The sequence below is a fragment of the Pseudoxanthomonas winnipegensis genome, from assembly GCF_030322905.1.
Taxonomy (GTDB): Bacteria; Pseudomonadota; Gammaproteobacteria; order Xanthomonadales; family Xanthomonadaceae; genus Pseudoxanthomonas_A; species Pseudoxanthomonas_A winnipegensis.
In genome coordinates this window covers 2,824,825-2,847,367 of record NZ_CP095475.1, presented here as the reverse complement: position 1 = coordinate 2,847,367, position 22,543 = coordinate 2,824,825, and the positions used below count along the sequence as shown (strand labels likewise).

The window sequence follows — 22,543 nt, the reverse complement described above, 5'->3', positions numbered from 1 at the left end:
GTCGTTCCGGCTGCGCCTTGTCCGCGATGCGGGAAGCCCAGAAACGACTCGGGACGGCCAAGGCCGTCCCGAGCAGTGAAACCGGTGGCGCCTTCAGGAATCAGGCGGCCGCCGAATCCTTCAGCGTCTTCATGAAGGTGGCCTTGAGCTTGGTCGAAGCCGGCTTGGCGGCGAACCACTGCTCTTCCTTGGTGAAGGGGTTGATGCCCTTGCGCTTCGGCTTGGCCGGCACGCTGACGGTCTTGATCTTCAGCAGGCCCGGCAGGGTGAACGTGCCCGCGCCCTTCTTGCTCACCGAGCCCTGGATGGCCGACTGCAGCGCAGCCATGACAGCGCGCACGTCCTTCGGAGCCACGCCACTGGATTCGGCGATGTGGGCGACCAGACCGGACTTGGTCAGGGCTTCCTTGATCGGCTTGGGAGCAGCCGGTTTGGCGGCGGTCTTGGCGGCCTTCTTCGGCGCTACCTTCTTGGTGGTCTTTGCCATATGTGTCCTGTGTACCGTGTTGGTGGATGTACTGGCCGAACGGTCGGCCTGCGGAATGTAGGGCAAGGCGCGAGCCCAGCCAAGAGGAATTCGGCTTTTTTCGCGGTTTTTTCGTGTTTTCTCGACCAAAGGCGCGTGGGCGAGCTTCCGGTGACGCTTTTGAAGGTGTCGAACCCCAGTGTGGGAGCCGCCATGGCGGCGATGCGGCCTTGCCGATAAAGCCCTTCGCTGCCATGGCGGCTCCCACAAAAAAGCGATCGGAGGTCAGGGGGGGGAAACAACGTCTCGCGTGTTTTTGCCGCACTGCGCGATGGCCTACGCGCGGCCGGCACGGTGCGCTTACATCGTGGCGCTTAGGCTGCGGGTCCCTTTCAAGCACACAGGAGCACATCGCATGGGTATCTCGCGTCCGGCCACCGCACACTGGGAAGGCGACCTGAAGTCTGGCAAGGGCAAGCTGTCCACGCCGCAGAGCGGGCTGCTGTCCGACACGCCTTACGGTTTCAACAGCCGCTTCGGTGCCGAGAAGGGCACCAATCCCGAGGAACTGATCGCCGCCGCGCACGCCGGCTGCTTCACCATGGCCCTGTCCAATCTGCTGACCGAGGCCGGCTCGCCGCCGACCTCGCTGGACACGCGCGCCGAAGTGGACCTGTCCATGGAAGGCGGCCCCGCGCTCTCGCACATCCGCCTGAAGGTCAAGGGCGTGGTGCCGGGCATCGACGCGGCCAAGTTCAAGGAGATTGCCGAGAACGCCAAGGAGAACTGTCCGGTGTCCAAGGCGCTCAAGGCGGTGCCGGTGAGCCTGGAGACCGAGTTCGCCGGCTGAGTCTGTCTGGCGTTCCAGAAAAGGGCCTGTCGCGCGGTTGAACGCGCGACAGGCCGCCGGCCTGGTTCAGGACCGGCTCACCGGGGCGGCTCGACGATGCGCGCATGCGCCGATCCGGCGCCGGAGACCGCCCACATGATCCGCTCCACGCTCGGCCTGTTCCTGATCGGTGTGACCTGCATCGCGCCGGCGTCCGCCCAGTCGCGCTATGCGGATTACTACGCGCAGCGCTATGGCGATGGCTACGCGTCCAACAGCCGCGACTATTACGACGGCCGCGACAGCGGCAATTACGGCTATGCGCGCGTGGTGCGGGTCGATCCCATCATCGCTGCGCCGCCGCCTCCCCAGCAGCAGTGCTATTACCGCGATGCTGACGATGCGTATGCGCGCGGTGGCGATTACTACGATGGCAATGGCCAGCGCCAGTCCACGCCGGGCGGACGCATCGCGGCGACCATCGCCGGTGGTGTGCTCGGTGCCGTGGTCGGCAGCCGCTTCGGCGGCGGGACGGGCCGGGTGATCGGCACCGCGGTGGGCACCGCCGCCGGCACCGCGGCCGGTCAGTCGGTCTACGACAACTCGCACACCGAGCGCGGCACGGTGCGCGTCTGCGAGCCGGTCTCCGACCAGCGTTACGAAGGCGAGGTGGAGGGCTACAACGTCACCTACGAATATGCCGGCCGGACCTATCAGACCCGCACTGCCTATAACCCGGGCGATCGCATTCGCGTGCGTGTGGATGTGGTGGCCGCGCAGAACTGAAAACGCTGCATCGACATCTGCAAGCAAAAGGGGCCCCTGTGGCCCCTTTTGTTTTTTGGGTGGTCGCTGGACCAAGTAATTGAGGCGGTGTGTGCTTCGGCTTCGGAGGGGCATCGGTCCGGCGGGCGGTGTCCGCTTTTCCCTCGATCAGGGCATCCTGCCCTGACTCGGGCGCTCGGCTTCCTGCCTCGCTAGGCGCGGTCACCGCCCGCCGGCCCGCTGCTGCGCGCGTCAGGTCATAGCGCTTCGGTTTGCGCGGTCGTTCGAACTTTCTTCCTTGCGCCAAATGCGATCAGTCACGGGAAGGCATCGACTTGAGGCCCCCTCCCTTGCGCGCAGCGCAGGGGAGGGATGGGGAGGGGTCGGGCTTTACCGGTCAAGCCACAGAAGCAAGAGCAACAGCAAAAAGCACCCCACCCCCTCAGTCGCTAGTTCGCGACTTCGAGCTCCTCTTCGCCTGCGGCGAAAGGGAGGGGGCACAGCGCTTGCTCAATGCCTTCGTTGGAAGGAGTCCTGATCTGCACGCTCGAGGAGCCTCGACCCGGGCGGGCGCGCGGAGCGCGGGCCAGGGATGGCCAGCGGCGGCGAGTCTGCCAGGGATGGCGGACCGAGCCGAGAAGCCGCGCCCGGCCGGGTCGAGACTTGTCGGCGAAGTAGTGCTCACCACCACGCCACGCTCATCGCATCAGCAGGTCCGCATCCTCCGCACTCAGGCGAAGAGCACCGCTGCTGGGCGCGCCGCGCGGCGCGCGACTACTTCGGCGGAGCCGGCCGTTCGAGCAGGTAGAGCCCGGTTTCCGGGGCGTCGGCGTGCGGCTCGGTGGCATCGGGGCCGGCGGCGATCGTGATCGCCAGCTGGTGGCCATCGCTGCCGCCCACGGCAACGCTGGTCGGCCACGCCAGGGGCAGCCCGACCACCTCCTGCATCATCCCGCCTTCGGCCGAGACGCGCGCTACCGCCCAGCCGCCGTGCAGGGCGACCCAGACATCGCCCTGCGCGTCGGCCGCCAGGCTGCGCACCTCGCCCGAGGCCTTGGGCACCACGGCCAGGCGGCGGATGCGCGCATCGCCTGGGCGCATCTCATAGAGCGTGCCGGTGGTGGCGCTGGCGGCGAACAGGCGCGTGCCGGCCGGGTTCCAGCACAGCGCGTCGATGCGGTCGTCGATGCGCCAGCCCGGCACGGCGATGCCGGTGTGCAGCCAGGTGGCGATGCGATAGCCGCCGGCCGGGTCCGGCGTGACCTGCCACTCGCGACCGTCGGGCTGCACGCAGGCCGCGATCGGCGCGGGCTGGCCGCGCCGGTCGAGCTGTCGTGCCGCCGGCTGGCCGTCGAAATCCAGTCGCAGGATGCCCTCGGCGTGCACCACTTCCAGGCCCATCGGCGTGGCGTGCAGGCCGCGCGCGGCCACCGTCAGCGTGGCGATGCGCTGGTCCTGTTCCTGAGTGGCGCGGTGCAGGGTGGCCGTGGCGGTGTCGATCCAGTACCAGGCGTTGCGCGCGGCCGACCAGGTGGCGAAATCGCCGCCGGTGGCGGGCGGGCCGGGCACGCGTGCGACCTGGTCGTCATGGGTGACCTCGACGGCGCCGGCCAGGCGCTCGCCGATGCGCTGGGCCGCCTCGGTCAGCTCGGTGCCGAAGGCGGCCATGCGCTCGGGCGTGAAGCGCTCGGTGGCCCCGGACAGGCTCAGCGCGCCGCGCACCACGCCCTGCATGTCGCGGATCACCGCGGCCACGCAGCGCGCGCCCAGGCGGCTTTCCTCGTCGTCGATGGCGTAGCCGCGCTCCTTGACCGTGGCGATCATGGCGTTGACCTGCTCACGGCTGGTCGCGCTGTTGGGCGTGAACGGTGTCATCGGCAGCCTCGATAGCAGCGGATTGCGCTCCCCGGTGCGCATGGCCGCCAGCAGCGCTTTGCCGGCCGCGGTGACGTGCAGCAGACGACCCTGTCCGACGTGGGTGTCGCCCTGCGAGCGGTGCGCGCCGCGCGCGCGTTCCAGTGCGATGACTTCCAGGCCGTCGCGCACCCACAGGCTGGTGGTCTCGCCGGTGATGGCGCGCAGATAGTTCAGCTCGATGTTGGCGGCCACGACCAGCTGCGGCGCCGGATGCGATTCGCGGCTCAGCTGCAGCGCGCCGAAGCCCAGCCGGTAGGCGCGGCGGGTGGACTCGCGCCGGACCAGGTTGCGCTCGATCAGGCCGCTGAGCATGCGGTAGGCGGTGGTGCGCGGCAGCTGCACCTGCTGGGCGATCTCGGCGAAGGTCACGCCCTTGGGCGAGGTACCGATCGCCTCGAGGACATCCAGCGCGCGTTCGATGGTGCCGGTCGCCTTGCGCGTGTTCTCACTCATGTCGCCGGTCATCCTGGCCCGCTGGCCGATGTGGGGCAGTGAAGATGCCGCGGCCGGGGCGGGCCGCGCGCGGCGCATTGTCCGGCAAACCGGGCCGGGGCGGGGAGTGCGCCGGTGGATCGGTCCGTCCGCTGCGCACGGTGGGGCTCACCAGTCCAGCGTGCCGCGCACCACGGTCTGCACCTGGCCGCCGGACCACACCTCGCCGGCGGCGTCGATGGACAGCTCCAGCAGGGCGTCGAAGCCGACCTCCCGGCCCTGGCTTGCGACATAGCGCCCGCCGCTGCCGGGCAGGGCGCCGCGCTGGTCCAGCCAGGCCGCCAGCACCGCGGCGGCCGCGCCGGAGGCCGCGTCCTCGAACCGCCGGCCGTTGCCGACGAAAGCGCGCACCGCCAGCTGGTAGTCGGGCTGGCCGGTCGCGCGGGCATAGGCGAACACGCCCATCGCGCCGGAGCCTTCCGCCAGGGTGGCGATCGCGTCCCAGTCCGGCGTCAGGCCGCGCAATGCGGCCTCGTCGGCCAGTTCCACCACCCACCACTTGCGGCCGCCGTCCATCAGCGCCGGCGGCAGCGCTCCCAGCGGCCAGCCGGCGATGGCCGGCGCCAGGCGCGCATCGGCCGGGTCGACCACCTCGGCCAGCGAGGCGCGAGGCACGCGGATGGCGATGCGCTGGCGTCCGTCGAGGCTCTCCACCCGCAGCGGCAGGCGCCCGGCGATGCCGTCCTGGATCAACACGCCGTCGCGCGGCACGGCCAGGCCCGCGGCCAGCACCGCGTGCGCGGTGCCCACGCTGGGATGGCCGGCGAAGGGCACCTCCTTCTGCGGGGCGAACATGCGCAGCCGGTAGCTGGCGCGCTCGTCCTGGGCCGGGAAGACGAAGGTCGTCTCCGGCAGCTTGGTCCAGCGCGCGATGGCCTGCATGGCGGCCTCGTCCAGCCCCTGCGCATCCAGGACCACCGCCAGCGGATTGCCATTGCCCGCGCGCGCGGAGAAGACATCGACCTGCAGGAAACGACGCGATTGCATGGGCACAGGAGCAGCTGGGAAGGGGCGTGCAGGGTAGCAGCGCGCCGTGGCCTCACCAGTGCAGCGTGCCCTCGACCACGCCCTGGACCTGCCCGCCGATCCAGACCTCGCCGTCGGCGTCCACCTCGAGGTACACACGGCCGTCGCGGCCGCCCTCGCGGCCCTGGCTGGCGACGCAGGCCCCGCCGATGCCCGGCAGCCGGCCCTGTGCGTGCAGCCACGCCGCGATGCAGGCGTTGGCGCTGCCGGTGACCGGGTCTTCGGGCGCGTTGGGCGCATCGGCGGGGCAGAACGCGCGCACGACCAGGTCGTGGCCGTCGGCGGCTTCCGCGGCGAAGAGCGCGACGCCGAGGCTGGCCGTGGCACGGGCCAGCGCGGCGATCGCGCCGAAGTCCGGGTGCGCGCGGCGCACCGCCTGGGCGTCGGCCAGTTCCAGCAGCCACCAGCCCGGGCCGTTGTTCCACAGCGCCGGCGCCGCAGCCAAGGCCCAGCCGCGGTGCGCGGCGTCCAGCAGGGCCTGGGCGTGGGGCGGGGTGGGCAGCGCCCGCGCGCGCGGCGCGCGGATCCGGGCCTGCAGCACGCCATCGACCTGCCGCACCTGGGCGGGCAGCAGGCCGGCCGCGCATTGCTGGATCAGGCGGCCATCGCGCGGGCTCGCCAGGCCCCAGGCGACGGCGGCCCAGGCCGCGCCCACGCTGGGATGGCCGGCGAAGGGCGGCTCGCAGTCGGGTGTGAAGATGCGCACGTGGAAGTCGGCGCCTTCGGCGGCAGGCACGAAGAACACCGTCTCGGGCAGCCCCAGCCAGGCGGCCAGCGCCTGCATCGCGTCGCTGTCCAGGCCGTCGCTGTCGAGGATCACGCCGAGCGGATTGCCGCAGCCTGGACGCGCGGCGAACACGTCCAGCTGCAGGTAGCGCCGGCCCGGCGCGCTCACCAGGTGATCTGGCCCTGGATGACCGGCTGCACCAGGCCGCCGATCCAGACCTCGCCCTCGGCATCCACTTCCACCTCGATCAGGCCGTCGCGGCCCAGTTCGCGGCCCTGGCTGACCCGGTAACGGCCGCCGCGGCCGGGCAGTGCCTGGCGCGCGTGCAGCCAGGCGGCGATCAGGCCGTTGGCGCTGCCGGTGACCGGGTCCTCCGGGACGCCGCTGGCCGGGGCGAAGGCGCGCACCACCAGCTCATGCGTACCGCCATGGCTGCGGGCGAAGGCGGCCAGCTTGCCCTTCCCCGGCAGCAGGGCGATCTGCCCCAGATCCGGCTGCCAGGCGCGCAGCGCGGCCTCGTCGGCCAGTTCCAGCAGCCACCAGTCCGGGCCGTTGTTGTACAGCGCCGGCGGCAGGGGACCGCGGGCCGCGCCGAACACCTGCGGCGCCAGCAGCCAGGCCGGCGGGGGCACGTCGAAGCGGTGCACCGCGCGCGGGGTGCGCACCGAGATCCGGCGCGCGCCGTCGGCCTGGCGCACCCGCACCGGCAGCATCCCGGCGGCGCACTGCTGGATCAGATCGACCTCGCCCGCGGCCTGCGCGTGCAGGTGCTCGGACCGCACCAGGCCCAGCGACAGCGCGGCCCAGGCGGCGCCCACGCTGGGGTGGCCGGCGAAGGGCAGCTCGGTTCTCGGCGAGAAGATGCGCACGTGGTAGTCGGCGCCGTAGCCGCCCAGCGGCTGGAAGAAGACCGTCTCGGACAGGTTCAGCCAGGCGGCCAGCGCCTGCATGGCCGCGGTGTCCAGCGCATGGGCATCGACCACCACGCCCAGCGGGTTGCCCGCGCCGGGGCGGTCGGCGAAGACGTCGAGCTGCAGGTAGCGGCGCTGGATCATGGTCGGGTCCTGGGGCCGCGGGGGCTTGGCTGGGCGTGTTCCATTAGAATTGCAGGTTCCGCCCGCGTGATCGGGTTTTTCCTCCCCATCGTAGACCGCAAAGTCCCCATGTCCGCTTCCCCCCCGAACGATCGCTGGATCGTGCTCAAGTTCGGCGGCACCTCGGTGTCGCGTCGTCATCGCTGGGACACCATCGGGAAGCTGGCCAAAAAACGCGCCGAGGAACACGACGCGCGCGTGCTGGTGGTGGTCTCGGCGCTGTCGGGCGTCACCAACGAGCTGACCGCGATCGCCGACGGCGCCCAGGACGCCGAGGCCCGTGTGGCCGCGCTGGAGCTGCGCCACCGCGAGTTCGTGGCCGAGCTGGAGCTGGACGCGCAGGCCGTGCTCGGCCAGCGCCTGGCCGCGCTGCGCGCGCTGGCCACCGACCCACGCGCGGCCACTCGCGCGCTGGACTGGCAGGCCGAGGTGCTGGGCCAGGGCGAGCTGCTGTCCTCGACCATCGGCGCGGCCTACCTGGCCGCGAACGGCCTGGACATCGGCTGGTGCGATGCGCGCGAGTGGCTCGATGCGATGACCATCCCCAACCAGAGCGCCTGGGCGCAGCGCCTGTCGGTGTCGTGCGATCCGCGCGGCAGCGACGACTGGCGCGCGCGCTTCCGCACCCAGCCCACGCGCGTGCTGATCAGCCAGGGCTTCATCGCCCGCCACGGCGACGGCGGCACGGCGATCCTGGGCCGCGGCGGCTCGGACACCTCGGCGGCGTACTTCGGCGCCCTGCTCAAGGCCCAGCGCGTGGAGATCTGGACCGACGTGCCCGGCATGTTCAGCGCCAACCCGAAGGAAGTGCCGGACGCGCGGCTGCTCACGCGCCTGGACTACTTCGAGGCGCAGGAAATCGCTACCACCGGCGCCAAGGTGCTGCATCCGCGTTCGATCAAGCCGTGCCGCGACGCCGGCGTGCCGATGGCGATCCTGGACACCGAGCGCCCCGAGCTGCCGGGCACCAGCATCGACGGCAACGCGGTCACCATCCCCGGGGTCAAGGCGATCAGCCGCCGCAACGGCATCGTGCTGGTGTCGATGGAAGGCATCGGCATGTGGCAGCAGGTCGGCTTCCTGGCCGATGTGTTCGCGCGCTTCAAGAAGCACGGCCTGTCGGTGGACCTGATCGGTTCGTCGGAGACCAACGTCACCGTGTCGCTGGATCCTTCCGAGAACCTGGTCAGCACCGACGTGCTGGCCGCGCTGTCCTCGGACCTGGCCGAGATCTGCCGGGTCAAGGTGATCGCGCCGTGCGCGGCCATCACCCTGGTCGGCCGCGGCATGCGCTCGCTGCTGCACAAGCTGTCGGATGTGTGGGCGACCTTCGGCAAGGAGCGCGTGCACCTGATCTCGCAGTCGTCCAACGACCTGAACCTGACCTTCGTCATCGACGAGGCCGATGCCGACGGCCTGCTGCCGATCCTGCACGGCGAGCTGATCGACTCGGGCGCCATGCCGGTGGAAGAAACCAGCGTGTTCGGCCCGCGCTGGCGCGAACTCAACGGCGCGCTGCGCCCGCGCCCCACGCCGTGGTGGCAGGCCAGGCGCGCGCAGCTGCTGGACCTGGCCCAGGCCGGCACGCCGGTCTACGCCTATCACCTGCCGACCGTGCGCGAGCGCGCCCGCGCGTTGGCTGCGATCAAGCAGATCGACCAGCGCTTCTACGCGATCAAGGCCAACTCGCATCCGGCCATCCTGCGCACGCTGGCGGAGGAGGGCTTCGGCCTGGAATGCGTGTCGCTGGGCGAGCTGGAGCACGTCTTCGCCACGCTGCCGCAGCTGGAGCCGCGCCGCGTGCTGTTCACCCCGAGCTTCGCGCCCCGGCACGAGTACGAGGCGGCGCTGGCGCTCGGCGTCAACGTCACCATCGACAGCGTCGAGGCGCTGCAACGCTGGCCCGAGGTCTTCAAGGGCCGCACCCTGTGGCTGCGCGTGGACCTGGGCCATGGCGATGGCCATCACGAGAAGGTCAACACCGGCGGCAAGGCGTCCAAGTTCGGGCTGTCGGCCGCGCGCGTGGACGAGTTCGTCGCGCTGGCGCGCAGCCTCAACATCACCCTGACCGGGCTGCACGCGCACCTGGGCAGCGGCGTGGAGGCCGAGGGCCACTGGCGCCTGATGTGCGACGAGCTGGCCGGCTTCGCCCGCCGCATCGGCACCATCGAGGTGATCGACATCGGCGGCGGCCTGCCCATTCCCTATCACGCCGATGACGAGCCCTTCGACCTGGACGCCTGGTCGCGCGGGCTGGAGGAGGTCAAGGCCGTGCATCCCGCCTTCCGCCTGGCCATCGAGCCGGGCCGCTACCTGGTGGCCGAGGCCGGCGTGCTGCTGGCCCACGCCACCCAGATGATCGAGAAGGACGGCGTGCTGCGCGTGGGCCTGGATGCGGGCATGAACACCCTGATCCGCCCGGCGCTGTACGACGCCTGGCACGACATCGCCAACCTCAGCCGCCTGGACGACGCGGACACGGCCAGCTTCGACGTGGTCGGCCCGATCTGCGAATCCTCCGACGTGTTCGGCCGCCGCCGCGCGCTGCCGGCGGCGAGCGCGCCGGGCGACGTCATGCTGATCGCCGACGCCGGCGCCTATGGCTACAGCATGGCCAGCACCTACAACCAGCGTGCGCTGCCCAAGGAGACGACCCTCGATGTCTGACTGGACGTTCCAGCGCGAGACGGTCAAGCAGTTCCGTTTCAGCGGCTGCGACTTCGACCCGGCCACCGGCGTGGCGCGTCTGCGCTATGCCTTCGACCAGGGCCCGGAGCTGGTGGAGACGGTGAGCTTCCCCGGCGCGCCGTTCGCACTGGACCCCGCGCGCGAACACGCGCTGCGGCGCGCGCTGCGCCTGCTGCACCTGATCGCCGGCGTGAGTTACTACAAGGCCGCCGTGCCGCCCGAACTTGTGATCGAGGGCGAGCCCATCGATGCGGACACCGCCGCGCTGATGGAGGATCTCTACACCCACGGTCTGGGCGAGTTCGCCTATCGCAACGGCCTGGACCTGCACGGGCGCATCCGCTTCCCCGCCAGCGAGGCGGCCGATGCCGCGCTGGCGCCGACGCTGGGCCTGGCGCCGCACGCGCTGGTGGCCATCGGCGGCGGCAAGGATTCGCTGGTGTCCATCGAGGCGCTGCGCCAGGCCGGCGTGGCGCAGACGGTGAGCTGGATCGGCGGCTCGCAGCTGATCGCCGCCTGCGCGGCGCGCACCGGCCTGCCCACGCTCAATATCGGCCGCGCGCTGGCGCCGGCGCTGTTCGAGCTCAACCGCCAGGGCGCCTATAACGGTCATATCCCGGTGACCGCGATCAACTCGGCCATCCTGGTGGTGGCCGCGCTGCTGCGCGGGGTGGACCAGGTGGTGTTCTCCAACGAGCGCTCGGCCAGCTACGGCAGCCTGATCCCCGGCACCGGCGAGGTGAACCACCAGTGGTCCAAGGGCTGGGCGTTCGAGTCGCTGTTCGGCGCGCACGTGCAGCGCTTGGTCGCCGCCGACCTGCACTACTACTCGCTGCTGCGGCCGCTGTCCGAGCTGGCGGTGGCGCGGCAGTTCGCCAAGACCGACCACTACGACGCGCACTTTTCCAGCTGCAACCGCAACTTCCACATCCTGGGCGAGCGTCCGGTCAACCGCTGGTGCGGGCAGTGCCCCAAGTGCCATTTCGTGTTCCTGGCGCTGAGCAACTTCATGCCCAAGCCGCGCCTGCTGAACATCTTCGGCCGCAACCTGCTGGACGATGCCGCGCAGACCGCCGGCTTCGATGCGCTGCTGGAGTACCAGGACCACAAGCCGTTCGAATGCGTGGGCGAGGGACGCGAGTCGCGCGCGGCGATGGCCGCGCTGGGCCAGCGGCCGGAGTGGCGCGAGGACGCGCTGGTGGCGCGCTTCAACCGCGAGATCGCCCCGCAGCTGGATGCGACCGACCTGCAGATCGCCCCGCTGCTGCAGCCCGAGGGCGAGCACCGCATCCCGCCCGCTCTGTGGGAGCAGCTGCGTGCGAATTTCGCAGCTTGAGGGCCGGCGCGTCGCGCTGTGGGGCTGGGGGCGCGAGGGGCGCGCCGCCCACGCCCTGCTGCGCAGCCGGCTGCCGGGACAGGCGCTGACCCTGTTCTGCAGCCCGGCCGAGGCGGCGCAGGCCGCGACGCTGGGCGATCCGCTGCTGTTGCCGCAGGTCGAGGTCACCGGCGCGGCGCTGGGCCGCTTCGAGGTGGTGATCAAGTCGCCGGGCATCAGCCCGTATTCGCCCGAGGCGCTGGAAGCGCAGGCCGCCGGCGCGCGTCTGCTCGGTGGCACGGCGCTGTGGTTCGCCGAGCATCCCGACGCGCGCACCGTGTGCGTGACCGGCACCAAGGGCAAGAGCACCACCACCGCGCTGTTGGCCCACCTGCTGCGCGCCGGCGGCCATCGCACCGCGCTGGCCGGCAATATCGGCCTGCCGCTGCTGGAGGTGATGGACCCGCGGCCCGCGCCGGAGCTGTGGGCGATCGAGCTGTCCAGCTACCAGACCGGCGCGGTCGCCGACAGCGGCGTGCGCCCCGAGGTGGCGGTGGTGCTGAATCTGTTCCCCGAGCACCTGGACTGGCACGGCAGCGAGCAGCGCTACATCGAGGACAAGCTCGCGCTGGTCACGCGCGCCGCGCCGCGCACCGCCGTGCTCAACGCGCGCGATCCGGTGCTCTCGCAGCTGGTGCTGCCCGACAGCCGCATTGTCTGGTTCAACCGCGAGGACGGCTGGCATCTGCGCGGCGAGCTGCTGTATCGCGGCGACGCGCAGGTGTTCGACACGCGCGCGGTGCCGCTGCCCGGCCGCCACAACCGCGGCAACCTGTGCGCGGTGCTGGCGGCGATCGAGGCGCTGGGCCTGGATGCCGCGCCGCTGGCGCCGGCCGCGCTGGACTTCCGCCCGCTGCCCAACCGCCTGCAGACGCTTGGCACGCGCGGCGGCCTGACCTACGTCAACGATTCGATCGCCACCACCCCGCACGCCACGCTGGCGGCGCTGGACTGCTTCGCCGGTCAGCGCATCGCGCTGCTGGTGGGCGGGCATGACCGTGGCCTGGACTGGCACGACTTCGCCCAGGCCATGCGCCAGCACGCGCCGCTGGGCATCGTGACCCTGGGGGCCAACGGCCCGCGCATCCATGCGCTGCTGGAGGCGGTGGCGGGCGAGGGCGGTTTCCTGTTGGCCGCCGCGGCTGACCTGTCTTCCGCGGTGCACCAGGCCGAGGCGATGCTGGAGGGGCAGGGCCTCGTGCTGCTGTCGCCGGGCGCGCCGAGTTTCGGCATGTACCGCGACTACGTCGAACGCGGCAAGGATTTCGCGCGGATCGCGGGGTTCGATCCCGAGGCGATTGTGGCGATACCGGGTTTAGGGGTGGCTTGAGGGCTTGCGCGCGGTGTGCGCGTGAGTTGAGGCGAGATCGCCAGGGCTTTTATGCTGTAAGCCGAGCGCTTTCGTGGCGCTCCGCGGACAGATCTACTTTCTTGCTTGTACAAGGGCGCTTGCGCGCCCGAAGGTTTGTCAGGGCTGGCTTTACGGTAGCGGCTCCTGCCTCTCCGCTTTGCTTTACAACGTGATTGAGAGCAACCGCAACCGCAACCGCAAAGAGCAAAGTCCCTGGATTCCCGCTTTCGCGGGAATGACGATCTGAGAGAGCTGCTTCGGCCGTTGCCGTTATCGTTGCTACTGCTACTGCTACTGCTACTGCTACTGCTACTGCTACTGCTACTGCTGTTGCCGTGGTCGTTGTTGTTGCCGTTGCTTTACCTGTCTGAGCCGTAAAGCGAGCCGAGCATCGCAGGAAGTCAGGGCCGAAGAGTCGCCCTGTTTGAGCGAAGCGAGTTTGGGCGACGTCCCTAAAAGGGGATAAATGCCCTGACTTCCGAGAAGCGCAGGGGACCGCCGCGCAGCGGCGGCTCGCGTCCCGGCGAGAAGCGGTTTTGGCTACTTTTGACAAGACAAAAGTAGCTCGCGCCCGCAGGCGCGAAAGCTTTGCTCCTGCTTCAGAGCCTTGGCTTCAAAGCCTTGGATTTAGAGCTCTTGCTTCAAAGCGCCTGCTTGAAGCCTTGAAGCGCCAAGGCCGCACACCCCATCAAGCAAACGCCGCCGCATACCCCGACTGCGCCACCACCTTCTGCACCGCATCGGCCACCCGCAGGTTGCCGGCGATGACCTGGCGGCCTTCGGCCTTGGCGCCGTCGTCCATGCGCGCCAGCGCGGCGCCCTTGAAGTCGCTGGCCTTGCCGCCGGCCTCGCGCACCAGCAGCACACCGGCGGCGATGTCCCAGGCCTTCACGCCGGCCTCGAAGTAGGCGTCGGCGCGGCCGCAGGCCACATAGGCCAGGTCCAGCGCGGCCGAGCCGGTGCGCCGGATGTCCTCGGCGTGGTTGAGCAGCTCGCGCACGCATTCGAGCTGGGCGCCGACGCGGGCGCGCTCGCGCGGCGGGAAGCCGGTGTGCAGCATCGCGCCGGCCAGCTCCTTGCGGTCCGACACGCGGATCTTGCGCTCGTTGAGCTGCGCGCCGGCGCCGCGGCTGGCGGTGAACAGCTCGTTGCGCAGCGGGTCGAAGATCACCGCATCGCTCGGTTCGCCGTTGTCCACCAGCGCGATGGAAACGCAGAAATGCGGAAAGCCGTGCAGGTAGTTGCTGGTGCCGTCCAGCGGATCGATGACCCAGTGGTAGCGCGGGTTCTTGCCGGGCAGCACGCCGCCTTCCTCGCCGATCACGCCGTACTCGGGGTAGGCGCGGCGCAGTTCCTTGATGATCGCCTTCTCGGCGTCGGCATCGACTTCGCTGGCGTAGTCCATGCGGTCCTTCTGGACCACGTTGAGGCTCTCGAGCTTGTTCATGCTCCGCAGCAGCACATTGCCCCCGACGCGCGCGGCCTTGGTCATGACGGTGACGACGGGATTGAGCATGCGAAGCGACCTCGGTCAGGCGGGGCGTGTGGTACGCGGCAGATGGAAAGAGCAGGCCGGCGCGGCGGCCGGACCGCGCATTCTAGCACCGCCCTCGGCCGCGGGCCCTGTCCTGGGGTGTGCGGGGAGGACGGATGAGGGCGCGAACACCTAAAATCGCGGCATGGACACCATCGATTCCAGCGCCGCCGCGCGCATCCGCTTCGTGCTGGTCGGCACCCAGCATCCCGGCAACATCGGCGCCGCCGCGCGCGCGCTCAAGACCATGGGCCTGGCCCAGCTGGTCCTGGTGCAGCCGGAGAAGTACCCACACGAGGAGGCCTTCCGCCGCGCCGCCGGCGCGGACGACCTGTTGGCCGATGCGCTGGTCACCGACGACCTGGCCGCCGCGCTCGCCGACTGTCAGCTGGTGCTGGGCTGCACCGCGCGCAGCCGCCGGGTGCAGCTGGAGGAGCACAGCCCGCGCCAGGCGGCCGCACAGCTGGCGCGGGTCGCGCGGCAGGCGCCGGTGGCGCTGCTGTTCGGCCGCGAGCGCACGGGGCTGACCAACGAGGAGCTGCAGCTGTGCCACGCGGCCGTGCATATCGATGCCAACCCCGATTACAGCTCGCTCAACCTGGCCGCCGCGGTGCAGGTGCTGGCCTACGAGACGCGCCTGGCGCTGCGCGAAGCCCAGGACGCCAGCCCGCCGGCGGAAGCGGACCAGACCGATCCCGGCGCGGCCCCGGCCACGCACGCCCAGCTCGAAGGCTTCTTCGCCCAGCTGGCGGACACGCTGGACCAGGTCGACTTCCACAAGGGCCGCGCGCCCGAATCGGCCATGCGCAAGCTGCGCCGCCTGTACCTGCGCGCGGGCCTGGACGAAAAGGAAGTGCGCCTGCTGCGCGGCATCCTGGCCGACTGCCAGCGCATGGCGCGCCTGGCCGGCCAGGCAGGAGCCGCGTGATTGTCCGGTGATGTCAAAGTCAGCTAGGCTGGCGCGTCTCCATTGCGGAAGTCCCCGTTTGCGCTACTGGCTCCTTGGCGTGCTGCTGGTGTGTGCGGCGATGGCGATGCCCCTGCGGGCCGCCCCGGCACCGGGTGAGGACGATCCGCACGTGCTGGTGCTGGGACGCATCAGCGACAATCCCAAGGCCCATTACGCCCAGCTCAAACCGCTGCTGGACTACGTGGTGGCGCGCATGGGCGATGTCGGCATCACCGGCGGCCGCATCCTGATGGCGCGCGACGCGCGGCAGATGAGCAGCTACCTGCGCCGCGGCCGGGTGGACTGGGTCACCGAGACCTCGGGCACCGGCGTGGAGCTGCAGCGCCGCACCGGCGCGCAGCCGCTGCTGCTGACCGAGCGCGGCGGCGCCAGCCTCTATCACACGCTGATCTTCGCCCGGGCCGACTCGGGCCTGACCTCGCTGGCCGATCTGCGCGGCAAGTCGATCGCGCTGCAGGGCGTGGGCTCGACCAGCTCCTACATCGTGCCGGCCTCGATGCTGCTCGACGCGCATCTGCCGCTGGAAATCCTGCTCTCCCCGCGCGACCGGCCCGACGCGCAGTCGGTCGGCTACGTGTTCGCGCGCTCGGAGTTCAACATCGCCGCCTGGGTCGACAAGGGCATGGTCGAGGCCGGGGCGCTGAACGATCTGGACTGGAAGGACGAGCGGCGCATGCCGCTGGCCTTCCGCCGCAACATGCGCGTGCTGGCGCAGTCGCCCGACTTCCCGCGCGCGCTGGAGATGGTCCGGCCGGGCCTGTCGCCGGCGGTGCGCGAGCGCCTGCGCCAGGTGCTGCTGCAGGCCGCGCAGGATCCGCAGGCGCGCGATGCGCTGAAGCGCTTCTTCGGCACCACGCGCTTCCTTGAACTGGATGCTCCGGCGCTCAAGGCGCTCGAGCATGTGCGCCAGGCCGGCGCCCGCGTGCGCGAGCAGGTCGAGTGAACCTGAGCCGGCGCACCCGCTTCGGCCTGCAGACCCAGCTTTCGCTGGCGATGGGCGTGACGCTGCTGATGATCGTGCTGCTGCTGGCGGTCCTGCTGCAGCGCCAGCACGCGATGCAGCAGGAGGTCGATGCGCTGGGCCGCCAGGCGGTGCAGTCGATGGCCGCCGAAGGCCTGACCCGCCGCGGCAGCGCGATGGCCGAGCAGCTGGCCGATTCGCTGGCCAACCCGATGTACTACTCGGACCTGGACGCCATCGGCGTGCTGGTGCGCGAGGCCACCCTGCAGCCGGACGTGGCCTATGTGCTGGTGTTCGACGAGGCCGGCAACGTGGTCAACGACGGCTCCTGGGACATGGCCTCCTACGGCCAGCCGATGCGCGACCCGCTGGCCGCGCGCGCCCTGGCCAGCCGCGCGCCGCTGACCCAGTGGACCGAAAAGGTGGTGGAGATCTCCCGGGTCGTCGAGCTGGGCGATTCGCGCCTGGGCGGCGTGCGCATCGGCTACTCGCTCGATTCGGTGCGCGCCAGCGAGGAGCGCGCCTCCGCACTGCTGCGCGATCGCCTGGAGGCGCTGGGCCGGCGTCATGCCGGCTGGATCGTGATGCTGCTCGGCGCGCTGCTGCTGGTCGGGGTGGGCATGGCCTGGTATGTGCAGCGCACCCTGGTGCGGCCGATCCGCGCCCTGGCGCAGTCGGCGCGCGCGATCGGCGTGGGCGACTACGACGTGCCGCGCCCGGTTAGTGCGCGCGAGGACGAGGTCGGCGAACTGGTGCGCGCGTTCTCGGAGATGAGCGACAGCATCTCCCGGCACGACAAGGACGTGCGGCGCATGGCCTATACCGATGCGCTGACCGGGCTGGCCAACCGGCTGGCGTTCCGCGAGAGCCTGGATCACCGCATGCTGCTGGTGCGCGGCGGTGGCCGCCAGCTGGCGCTGCTGTTCGCCGACATCGACGACTTCAAGCGGGTCAACGATTCACTCGGCCACGAGGCGGGCGACGAGGTGCTGGTGTATTTCGCCACGCGCATCCGCGAGGTGGTCGAGCGCCTGGGCGGCGACGAGGCGATGGTGGCGCGCTTCGGCGGCGACGAGTTCGTGATCCTGATCCAGCACGGCGATGTGCGCGCGGTGGCCGCCGCGCTGGCCGAGGCGATGGTGCAGTCGCTGGGCGAGCCGCTGATGGTGCAGGGCCGGCAGGTGTTCCTGGGCACCTCGGTGGGCATCACCCTGTTCCCCGAGGACGCCGCCGGCGCCACGGCGCTGATGAAGAACGGCGATGTGGCCATGTACCAGGCCAAGATGGCCGGCAAGAACTGCTACCGCTTCTACAGCCGCGCCATGGACCAGGCGGTGGAGCGGCGCGTGCGCATGGAATCCGAGCTGCGTGGCGCCTGGGACCGCGACGAGCTGAGCCTGGTCTACCAGCCGATCTACCGCCTGGCCGACAATCGCATCGTCGGCGCCGAAGCGCTGCTGCGCTGGCACCACCCCGAGTTGGGCGCGGTCTCGCCGATGGTCTTCATCGACGTGGCCGAGCAGAGCGGGCTGATCGAACAGATCGGTCCGCGCGTGCTGCGCGCGGCCTGCGCGGCGGCGGCGCGCTGGAACGGCATCGCCAGCGGCGAAGCGCCGTTCGTGTCGGTCAACGTCTCCCCGCGCCAGCTGCGCAGCGGCGACCTGCCCGAACTGGTGGCCGAGGTGCTGCGCGAGACCGGTCTGGCCGCCGGCCGCCTGCACCTGGAGCTGACCGAGACCGCGGTGATCGGCGACGAGGCCCATGCCAGCAAAATGCTGGCCAAGCTGCATCGCGCCGGGGTCAAGGTATGGCTGGACGACTTCGGCACCGGATTCTCGGGCCTGAGCCACCTGCGCCGCGTGCCGGTGGACGGGGTCAAGATCGACCGCAGCTTCGTGGCCGACCTGCAGCGCAACCACGACGATCTGGCGCTGACCAGCGCGATCATCGCCATGGCCCATTCGCTGGGCATCGCGGTGGTGGCCGAGGGCGTGGAGAAGCAGGGCCAGTTCGACCTGCTGCGCGAGCGCGGCTGCGACCTGGCGCAGGGCTACTGGCTGGGTTATCCGCTCAACGAAAGCGAGTTCGTGCAGCTGCTGGCCTGAGCGTTCCGGGATCCCGCTCAGCGGGGCTAGAACAGCCGCTGCACCTGATGGATCACCATGTGCGCCAGATTGCCCGAGGCCACGCCGAACACCGCGATGGCCACCGCGCCCAGCACCCAGGCCGCCAGCAGCAGCATGCCGTCGCGCTCGAGCAGGGCGAAGACATAGAGCAGCAGGAGCAGGCCGAACAGGTAGTTGGTGAACGGGATCGGCAGCGCCAGCAGCACGCCCAGCAGCAACAGCAGCAGGCCGGTGAAGGCACTGGCCAGGCGGCTGTCGAGCATGCCGGGCCAGCGTGGGCGGACGACCTTCTCCAGCCAGCGCAGCGGCTTGGCCAGCGCGTCGCGGAAGCGCACCACCGAGTGCCGCATCGGGCCGCGGATGGCGATGAAGCGCGGCAGCCACGGCTTGCGCAGGCATAGCAGCAGCTGCGCGCCGACCAGCATCACCAGCGGACCGCTCAGGCCCCCGGCCACGCCGGGGATAGGAATGAAGGAGGGCAGCACGCCGATGAACAGCAGCATGCCGAACGCGCTCTGCTGGAGATCGGCCAGCAGGTCCACCAGGCGCAGGCGTTCGTTCGGATCGCCGCTGGCCATCTCGTCCAGCAGACTGCGCGTGGTGGCGGCCCCCGGCTCAGCCGACGATGTCGTCATCGTCGGCGTCGTCCAGCTTCTGCAGCAGCAGCTTGTCCACACGCGCGCCGTCCAGGTCCACCACCTCGATGCGCCAGCCGGCCCATTCGAAGTGCTCGCCCACGTGCGGGATGCGGCCGAAGTGCTCGATCACCATGCCTGCGGCGGTGTAGTAGTCCTCTTCCTGCTCGTCGGGCAGGGCCACGCCGCCGAGCAGCTCGCGCAGATCGTCGGTGGACAGCGAGCCGTCGATCAGCAGCGAGCCATCGTCGCGGGTGGTGACCAGGGCCTTGGGATCGGGATTCTCGGCCATCTGGTGGTGGCGGCCGACCACCGCGTTCATCAGGTCGCTCAGGGTCACCATGCCCTGGATCTCGCCGTACTCGTCCACCACCAGCGCCAGGGACTGCTGCTCCTCGCGCAGGATCTCCAGCAGCTTCATGGCATGCGTGGACTCGGACACGAACAGCGCCTTGCGCAGGTCCGTGAACAGTTCCGGCGAGTGGTCGGCGATGCGGTCCAGCAGCGACTTGACCTCCAGCACGCCGACCACGTCCTGGTCGTTGTGGCGGTAGACCGGGAAGCGCGAGTATTGCGATTCGCGCATGGTCTGCAGGTTCTGCTCGTAGGGCGCGGCGATGTCCAGCCAGACGATGCGCTTGCGCGGCGTCATCAGGCTGTCGGCGGTGCGGTCGCCCAGGCGCAGCACGCGGTTGACCATGTTGCGTTCGTCGTCGTCGATCACGCCCTGCTCGTGGCTCTCGCTCACCAGCATGCGGATCTCCTCTTCGGTGACCGCCTGACGCGCGTCGTCCTTGATGCCCAGCAGGCGCAGCACGGCGCGGTTGATCGCGCCGAGCAGGGCCACGATCGGCTTGGAGATGCGCAGCAGCCCGGTCAGCGGCAGGGCCACCACCGCGGCGATCTTCTCGGGGTTGGTCAGCGCCAGGCGCTTGGGAATCAGCTCACCGAAGATCACATAGCCGGCGGTGATCAGGGTGACCGCGGTGGCCACGCCGATGCGGGCGTTGTACTGCGCCAGGCCCGGGAACCAGCCGTCCAGCCAGCCGGCGATGATCGCGCCGATGGCATCGCCACCGAACACGCCGCCCAGGATGCCGATCAGGTTGATGCCGATCTGCACGGTGGACAGCAGGTTGTCGGGATGCTCGGCCAGGGCCAGCGCCGCGCGCGCGCCGCGGCTTTCGATGGCCTGCTGCTTGAGGCGCAGCTTGCGCGAGGTCATCAGCGCCATCTCCGACAGGGCGAAGAAGGCGTTGAGGGCGATCAGGAACAGGACGGTCAGCAGCTCGAGCACGGCTTGCCCTCCACATTAGGTGACAGGGCGGAACGTGTCCGGCGGATGGCCGCGCGGGCGGCGGGGGGATAAGGGTCGTCGTCCATAAGATGCGCCCCGTACAGGGCGCCGGCGCAGTTTAGCAAACCCGACGTGAGTGCCAATAACGCCGGTAAGGCAATCGGATCAACGACTTGCGCCCAGCTGACAAGCTTGTTGCTGCCCGGCCGAAACGAAATTGTCATAATCGCGCCCTGATGGCCGTCCCTCCCGCGACGGTGGGTGCGAGCGACGCATGTTTTCCCTGCAGACGATTTTCGGTTCCGGCCAGCAGTTCTATACCCTGCTCGACGAGGCGGCCGACGCGGCCCACGAAAGCACCCAGGCGCTGCACGCGATGATGAAGAGCAGCGACCGCCAGCCGGCGCTCAACGCTTTCAAGCTCGCCCGCCAGCGCGAGCGCGCGGCCTCGGACAAGATCGGCCAGGCGCTGGTGGACAGCTTCATCACCCCGATCGAGCGCGAGGACATCGAGGCGCTCGGTTCGGCGCTGCACAAGATCCCCAAGCAGGTGGAGAAGTTCGCCGACCGCTATTCGCTGGCGATCAAGCACTTGGAGCAGATCGATTTCGCCCCGCGCGCGGCCATGCTCGAGCAGGCCGCCGGCGTGGTGAAGGACATGGTCGACGTGCTGCCCAAGATGAACCTGGATCGCACCACGGCGCTGTACGAGAAGCTGCGCGCGCTGGAGAACGAGGCCGACCGGCTGATGCTGGAGCTGTACCGGGACATCTACTCCGGCCGCCTGGACTACCTGCAGATGTTCCTGCTCAAGGAGTTCTTCGAGATCCTGGAGAAGGCCATCGACCGCTGCCAGGAAGCCGGCGCGGTGGTCTATCAGATCGTGCTGAAGAACTCCTGATCCCATGCGCTCGAACGCCATGCCGCCCGGCTCCGGGACTTCGCACGCCGGCCTTGCCGGCTTGTGCCTGCACCGCCCATTGCGTGCCCCGGCAGGGGAGCGCGCGCCATGCTGACCCTGGTGTTGGTGGTGATCCTGGCCGCGCTGATCTTCGAGTTCATCAACGGCTTCCACGACACGGCTAATTCCATCGCCACGGTGGTTTCCACCAAGGTGCTGGCGCCGGGCTGGGCCGTGGCCCTGGCGGCGGTGACCAACCTGATCGGCGCGCTGACCGGCACCGCGGTGGCGGCCACCATCGCCACTGGCCTGATCGACACCAACGTGGTCGCCGCGTCCTCGCAGGTGATCCTGTGCGCGCTGCTGGGCGGCATCGTCTGGAACCTGATCACCTGGTGGAAGGGCCTGCCGTCCTCGTCCTCGCATGCGCTGATCGGCGGGCTGTGCGGCGCGGCCCTGGCCGCCGCGCACAACAACTGGGACGCGCTGATCTGGTCGGAGAGCGCCGGCACCTGGGTCAAGAACAAGGGCCTGCTGTGGAAGGTGTTCGTGCCGATGGTGACCTCGCCGATCGCCGGCTTCGTGCTGGGCGTGCTGGTGATGCTGCTGCTGTGGGCGATCATCGCCGGCATGGCGCGCGCCGGCGGCACGCTGCGCCGCCTGGCGCGCCCGCGCTGGGTCAATGCGTTCTTCGGCAAGGCGCAGATCGCCTCGGCCGCCTACATGGGCTATGCGCACGGCCACAACGACGCGCAGAAGACCATGGGCATCATCGCCCTGACCCTGATGGGCGCCCAGCAGACCGGCGCGCTGGACGATCTGCCGCCGTGGCTGGCCTTCCTGCATCCGCAGGCGGGCGCAGGCAGCGCCGATGTGGCGCTGTGGATCGTGCTGACCTGCGCGGTGGTGATGGCCGCCGGCACGGCCTCGGGCGGCTGGAAGATCATCAAGACCCTCGGCCACAAGATGGTCAAGCTGCACCCGATCCACGGTTTCGCGGCCGAGACCAGCTCGGCCACGATCCTGACCGTGGCGGCGCATTTCGGCATGCCGGTATCGACCACGCACAGCATCTCCACTGCGATCATGGGCGTGGGCTTCGCCAAGAATCCGAAGGCGCTGAAGATCGGGGTGATCGAGCGCATCGTGTGGGCCTGGATCCTGACCATCCCGGCCGCCGGGGCGATCGCCTATGGGTTGCTGTGGGGATTGCAGCGGGTGGGGTGGGCGTAAGCCTGTTGGCCGCTTGTGATTGGAACGGGAAGCCTTGGGGCTTCCCGTTTTTGTTTGAGCGACGGCAAAGGCTTTCGTGCGGCTTCGCCGCCCGACCTACCTTTCTTTGCTTGTGCAAAGAAAGGTAGGCCAAAGAAAGCACACCCCGGCGGTCGG

Annotated in this window: 18 protein-coding genes; 10 read left to right on the top strand and 8 right to left on the bottom strand. The window is 70.1% G+C overall.

Going from position 1 to position 22,543, the window contains the following annotated elements; translation table 11 throughout:
* Window positions 1–100 precede the first annotated feature (100 nt).
* Complete coding sequence (locus tag MWN52_RS12525) at window positions 101–487, bottom strand: HU family DNA-binding protein (RefSeq protein ID WP_130520907.1); 387 nt, start codon at window positions 485–487, stop codon at window positions 101–103.
* Between the two features lie 394 nt (window positions 488–881).
* Between MWN52_RS12525 and MWN52_RS12520 the strand changes: the two genes are divergently transcribed.
* Together MWN52_RS12520 and MWN52_RS12515 are read left to right on the top strand one after the other, a co-directional pair.
* On the top strand, window positions 882–1,316 hold the full coding sequence (locus MWN52_RS12520) for an OsmC family protein (protein ID WP_130522954.1): 435 nt from the start codon (window positions 882–884) through the stop codon (window positions 1,314–1,316).
* Between the two features lie 135 nt (window positions 1,317–1,451).
* Window positions 1,452–2,081 carry a glycine zipper 2TM domain-containing protein gene (locus MWN52_RS12515; protein ID WP_286574884.1) on the top strand — a complete coding sequence of 210 codons (630 nt, stop codon included), beginning with the start codon at window positions 1,452–1,454 and terminating at the stop codon, window positions 2,079–2,081.
* A 753-nt stretch (window positions 2,082–2,834) separates the two neighbouring features.
* Here MWN52_RS12515 and MWN52_RS12510 read toward each other — a convergent pair.
* The 4 genes from MWN52_RS12510 to MWN52_RS12495 all read right to left on the bottom strand — a co-directional run bounded on the left by MWN52_RS12510 (window position 2,835) and on the right by MWN52_RS12495 (window position 7,277).
* Window positions 2,835–4,430: an IclR family transcriptional regulator domain-containing protein gene (locus MWN52_RS12510; RefSeq protein ID WP_286574883.1), complete on the bottom strand. Its 1,596-nt coding sequence runs from the start codon at window positions 4,428–4,430 to the stop codon at window positions 2,835–2,837.
* A 147-nt stretch (window positions 4,431–4,577) separates the two neighbouring features.
* Complete coding sequence (locus MWN52_RS12505; RefSeq protein WP_286574882.1) at window positions 4,578–5,456, bottom strand: PhzF family phenazine biosynthesis protein; 879 nt, start codon at window positions 5,454–5,456, stop codon at window positions 4,578–4,580.
* 52 nt (window positions 5,457–5,508) lie between these two features.
* On the bottom strand, window positions 5,509–6,390 hold the full coding sequence (locus MWN52_RS12500) for a PhzF family phenazine biosynthesis protein (protein WP_286574881.1): 882 nt from the start codon (window positions 6,388–6,390) through the stop codon (window positions 5,509–5,511).
* Window positions 6,387–7,277 (bottom strand): PhzF family phenazine biosynthesis protein, encoded by an 891-nt coding sequence (locus tag MWN52_RS12495; RefSeq protein WP_286574880.1) that lies wholly within the window; start codon window positions 7,275–7,277, stop codon window positions 6,387–6,389. Before MWN52_RS12495 ends, MWN52_RS12500 begins: the two co-directional genes overlap by 4 nt.
* A gap of 108 nt (window positions 7,278–7,385) precedes the next feature.
* On the opposite strand from MWN52_RS12495, the gene MWN52_RS12490 reads away from it, so the two are divergent.
* The 3 genes from MWN52_RS12490 to murD are packed head-to-tail and all read left to right on the top strand — an operon-like array spanning window position 7,386 to window position 12,709.
* Complete coding sequence (locus MWN52_RS12490; protein WP_286574879.1) at window positions 7,386–9,983, top strand: bifunctional aspartate kinase/diaminopimelate decarboxylase; 2,598 nt, start codon at window positions 7,386–7,388, stop codon at window positions 9,981–9,983.
* On the top strand, window positions 9,976–11,340 hold the full coding sequence (gene murL / locus MWN52_RS12485) for a UDP-N-acetyl-alpha-D-muramoyl-L-alanyl-L-glutamate epimerase (protein WP_286574878.1): 1,365 nt from the start codon (window positions 9,976–9,978) through the stop codon (window positions 11,338–11,340). The genes MWN52_RS12490 and murL overlap by 8 nt, the downstream gene beginning before the upstream one ends.
* Window positions 11,321–12,709 (top strand): UDP-N-acetylmuramoyl-L-alanine--D-glutamate ligase, encoded by a 1,389-nt coding sequence (gene murD, locus MWN52_RS12480; RefSeq protein ID WP_286574877.1) that lies wholly within the window; start codon window positions 11,321–11,323, stop codon window positions 12,707–12,709. Before murL ends, murD begins: the two co-directional genes overlap by 20 nt.
* 709 nt (window positions 12,710–13,418) lie before the next feature.
* Here the strand turns inward: murD and MWN52_RS12475 are convergent.
* On the bottom strand, window positions 13,419–14,246 hold the full coding sequence (locus MWN52_RS12475; protein ID WP_130522947.1) for an inositol monophosphatase family protein: 828 nt from the start codon (window positions 14,244–14,246) through the stop codon (window positions 13,419–13,421).
* Window positions 14,247–14,409: 163 nt separating this feature from the next.
* On the opposite strand from MWN52_RS12475, the gene MWN52_RS12470 reads away from it, so the two are divergent.
* The 3 genes from MWN52_RS12470 to MWN52_RS12460 all read left to right on the top strand — a co-directional run bounded on the left by MWN52_RS12470 (window position 14,410) and on the right by MWN52_RS12460 (window position 18,300).
* The gene (locus MWN52_RS12470; RefSeq protein WP_286574876.1) at window positions 14,410–15,192 is read left to right on the top strand and encodes an RNA methyltransferase; all 783 of its coding nucleotides are present in this window, start codon (window positions 14,410–14,412) and stop codon (window positions 15,190–15,192) included.
* 100 nt (window positions 15,193–15,292) lie between these two features.
* Complete coding sequence (locus MWN52_RS12465; RefSeq protein ID WP_130531726.1) at window positions 15,293–16,177, top strand: phosphate/phosphite/phosphonate ABC transporter substrate-binding protein; 885 nt, start codon at window positions 15,293–15,295, stop codon at window positions 16,175–16,177.
* A 50-nt stretch (window positions 16,178–16,227) separates the two neighbouring features.
* A complete protein-coding gene (locus tag MWN52_RS12460; protein ID WP_286577734.1) occupies window positions 16,228–18,300 on the top strand; it encodes a putative bifunctional diguanylate cyclase/phosphodiesterase in 2,073 nt (690 codons plus the stop codon).
* Between the two features lie 26 nt (window positions 18,301–18,326).
* Here MWN52_RS12460 and MWN52_RS12455 read toward each other — a convergent pair whose 3' ends face one another.
* Both MWN52_RS12455 and MWN52_RS12450 read right to left on the bottom strand, forming a co-directional pair.
* On the bottom strand, window positions 18,327–18,956 hold the full coding sequence (locus MWN52_RS12455; RefSeq protein ID WP_286574875.1) for an exopolysaccharide biosynthesis protein: 630 nt from the start codon (window positions 18,954–18,956) through the stop codon (window positions 18,327–18,329).
* Window positions 18,937–20,253, bottom strand: a complete 1,317-nt coding sequence (locus tag MWN52_RS12450) for a hemolysin family protein (RefSeq protein ID WP_130522945.1) — start codon at window positions 20,251–20,253, stop codon at window positions 18,937–18,939. Before MWN52_RS12450 ends, MWN52_RS12455 begins: the two co-directional genes overlap by 20 nt.
* A gap of 274 nt (window positions 20,254–20,527) precedes the next feature.
* On the opposite strand from MWN52_RS12450, the gene MWN52_RS12445 reads away from it, so the two are divergent.
* Together MWN52_RS12445 and MWN52_RS12440 are read left to right on the top strand one after the other, a co-directional pair.
* A complete protein-coding gene (locus MWN52_RS12445; RefSeq protein WP_130521232.1) occupies window positions 20,528–21,154 on the top strand; it encodes a DUF47 domain-containing protein in 627 nt (208 codons plus the stop codon).
* Between the two features lie 108 nt (window positions 21,155–21,262).
* On the top strand, window positions 21,263–22,387 hold the full coding sequence (locus MWN52_RS12440; protein WP_130521234.1) for an inorganic phosphate transporter: 1,125 nt from the start codon (window positions 21,263–21,265) through the stop codon (window positions 22,385–22,387).
* Window positions 22,388–22,543: the final 156 nt, after the last annotated feature.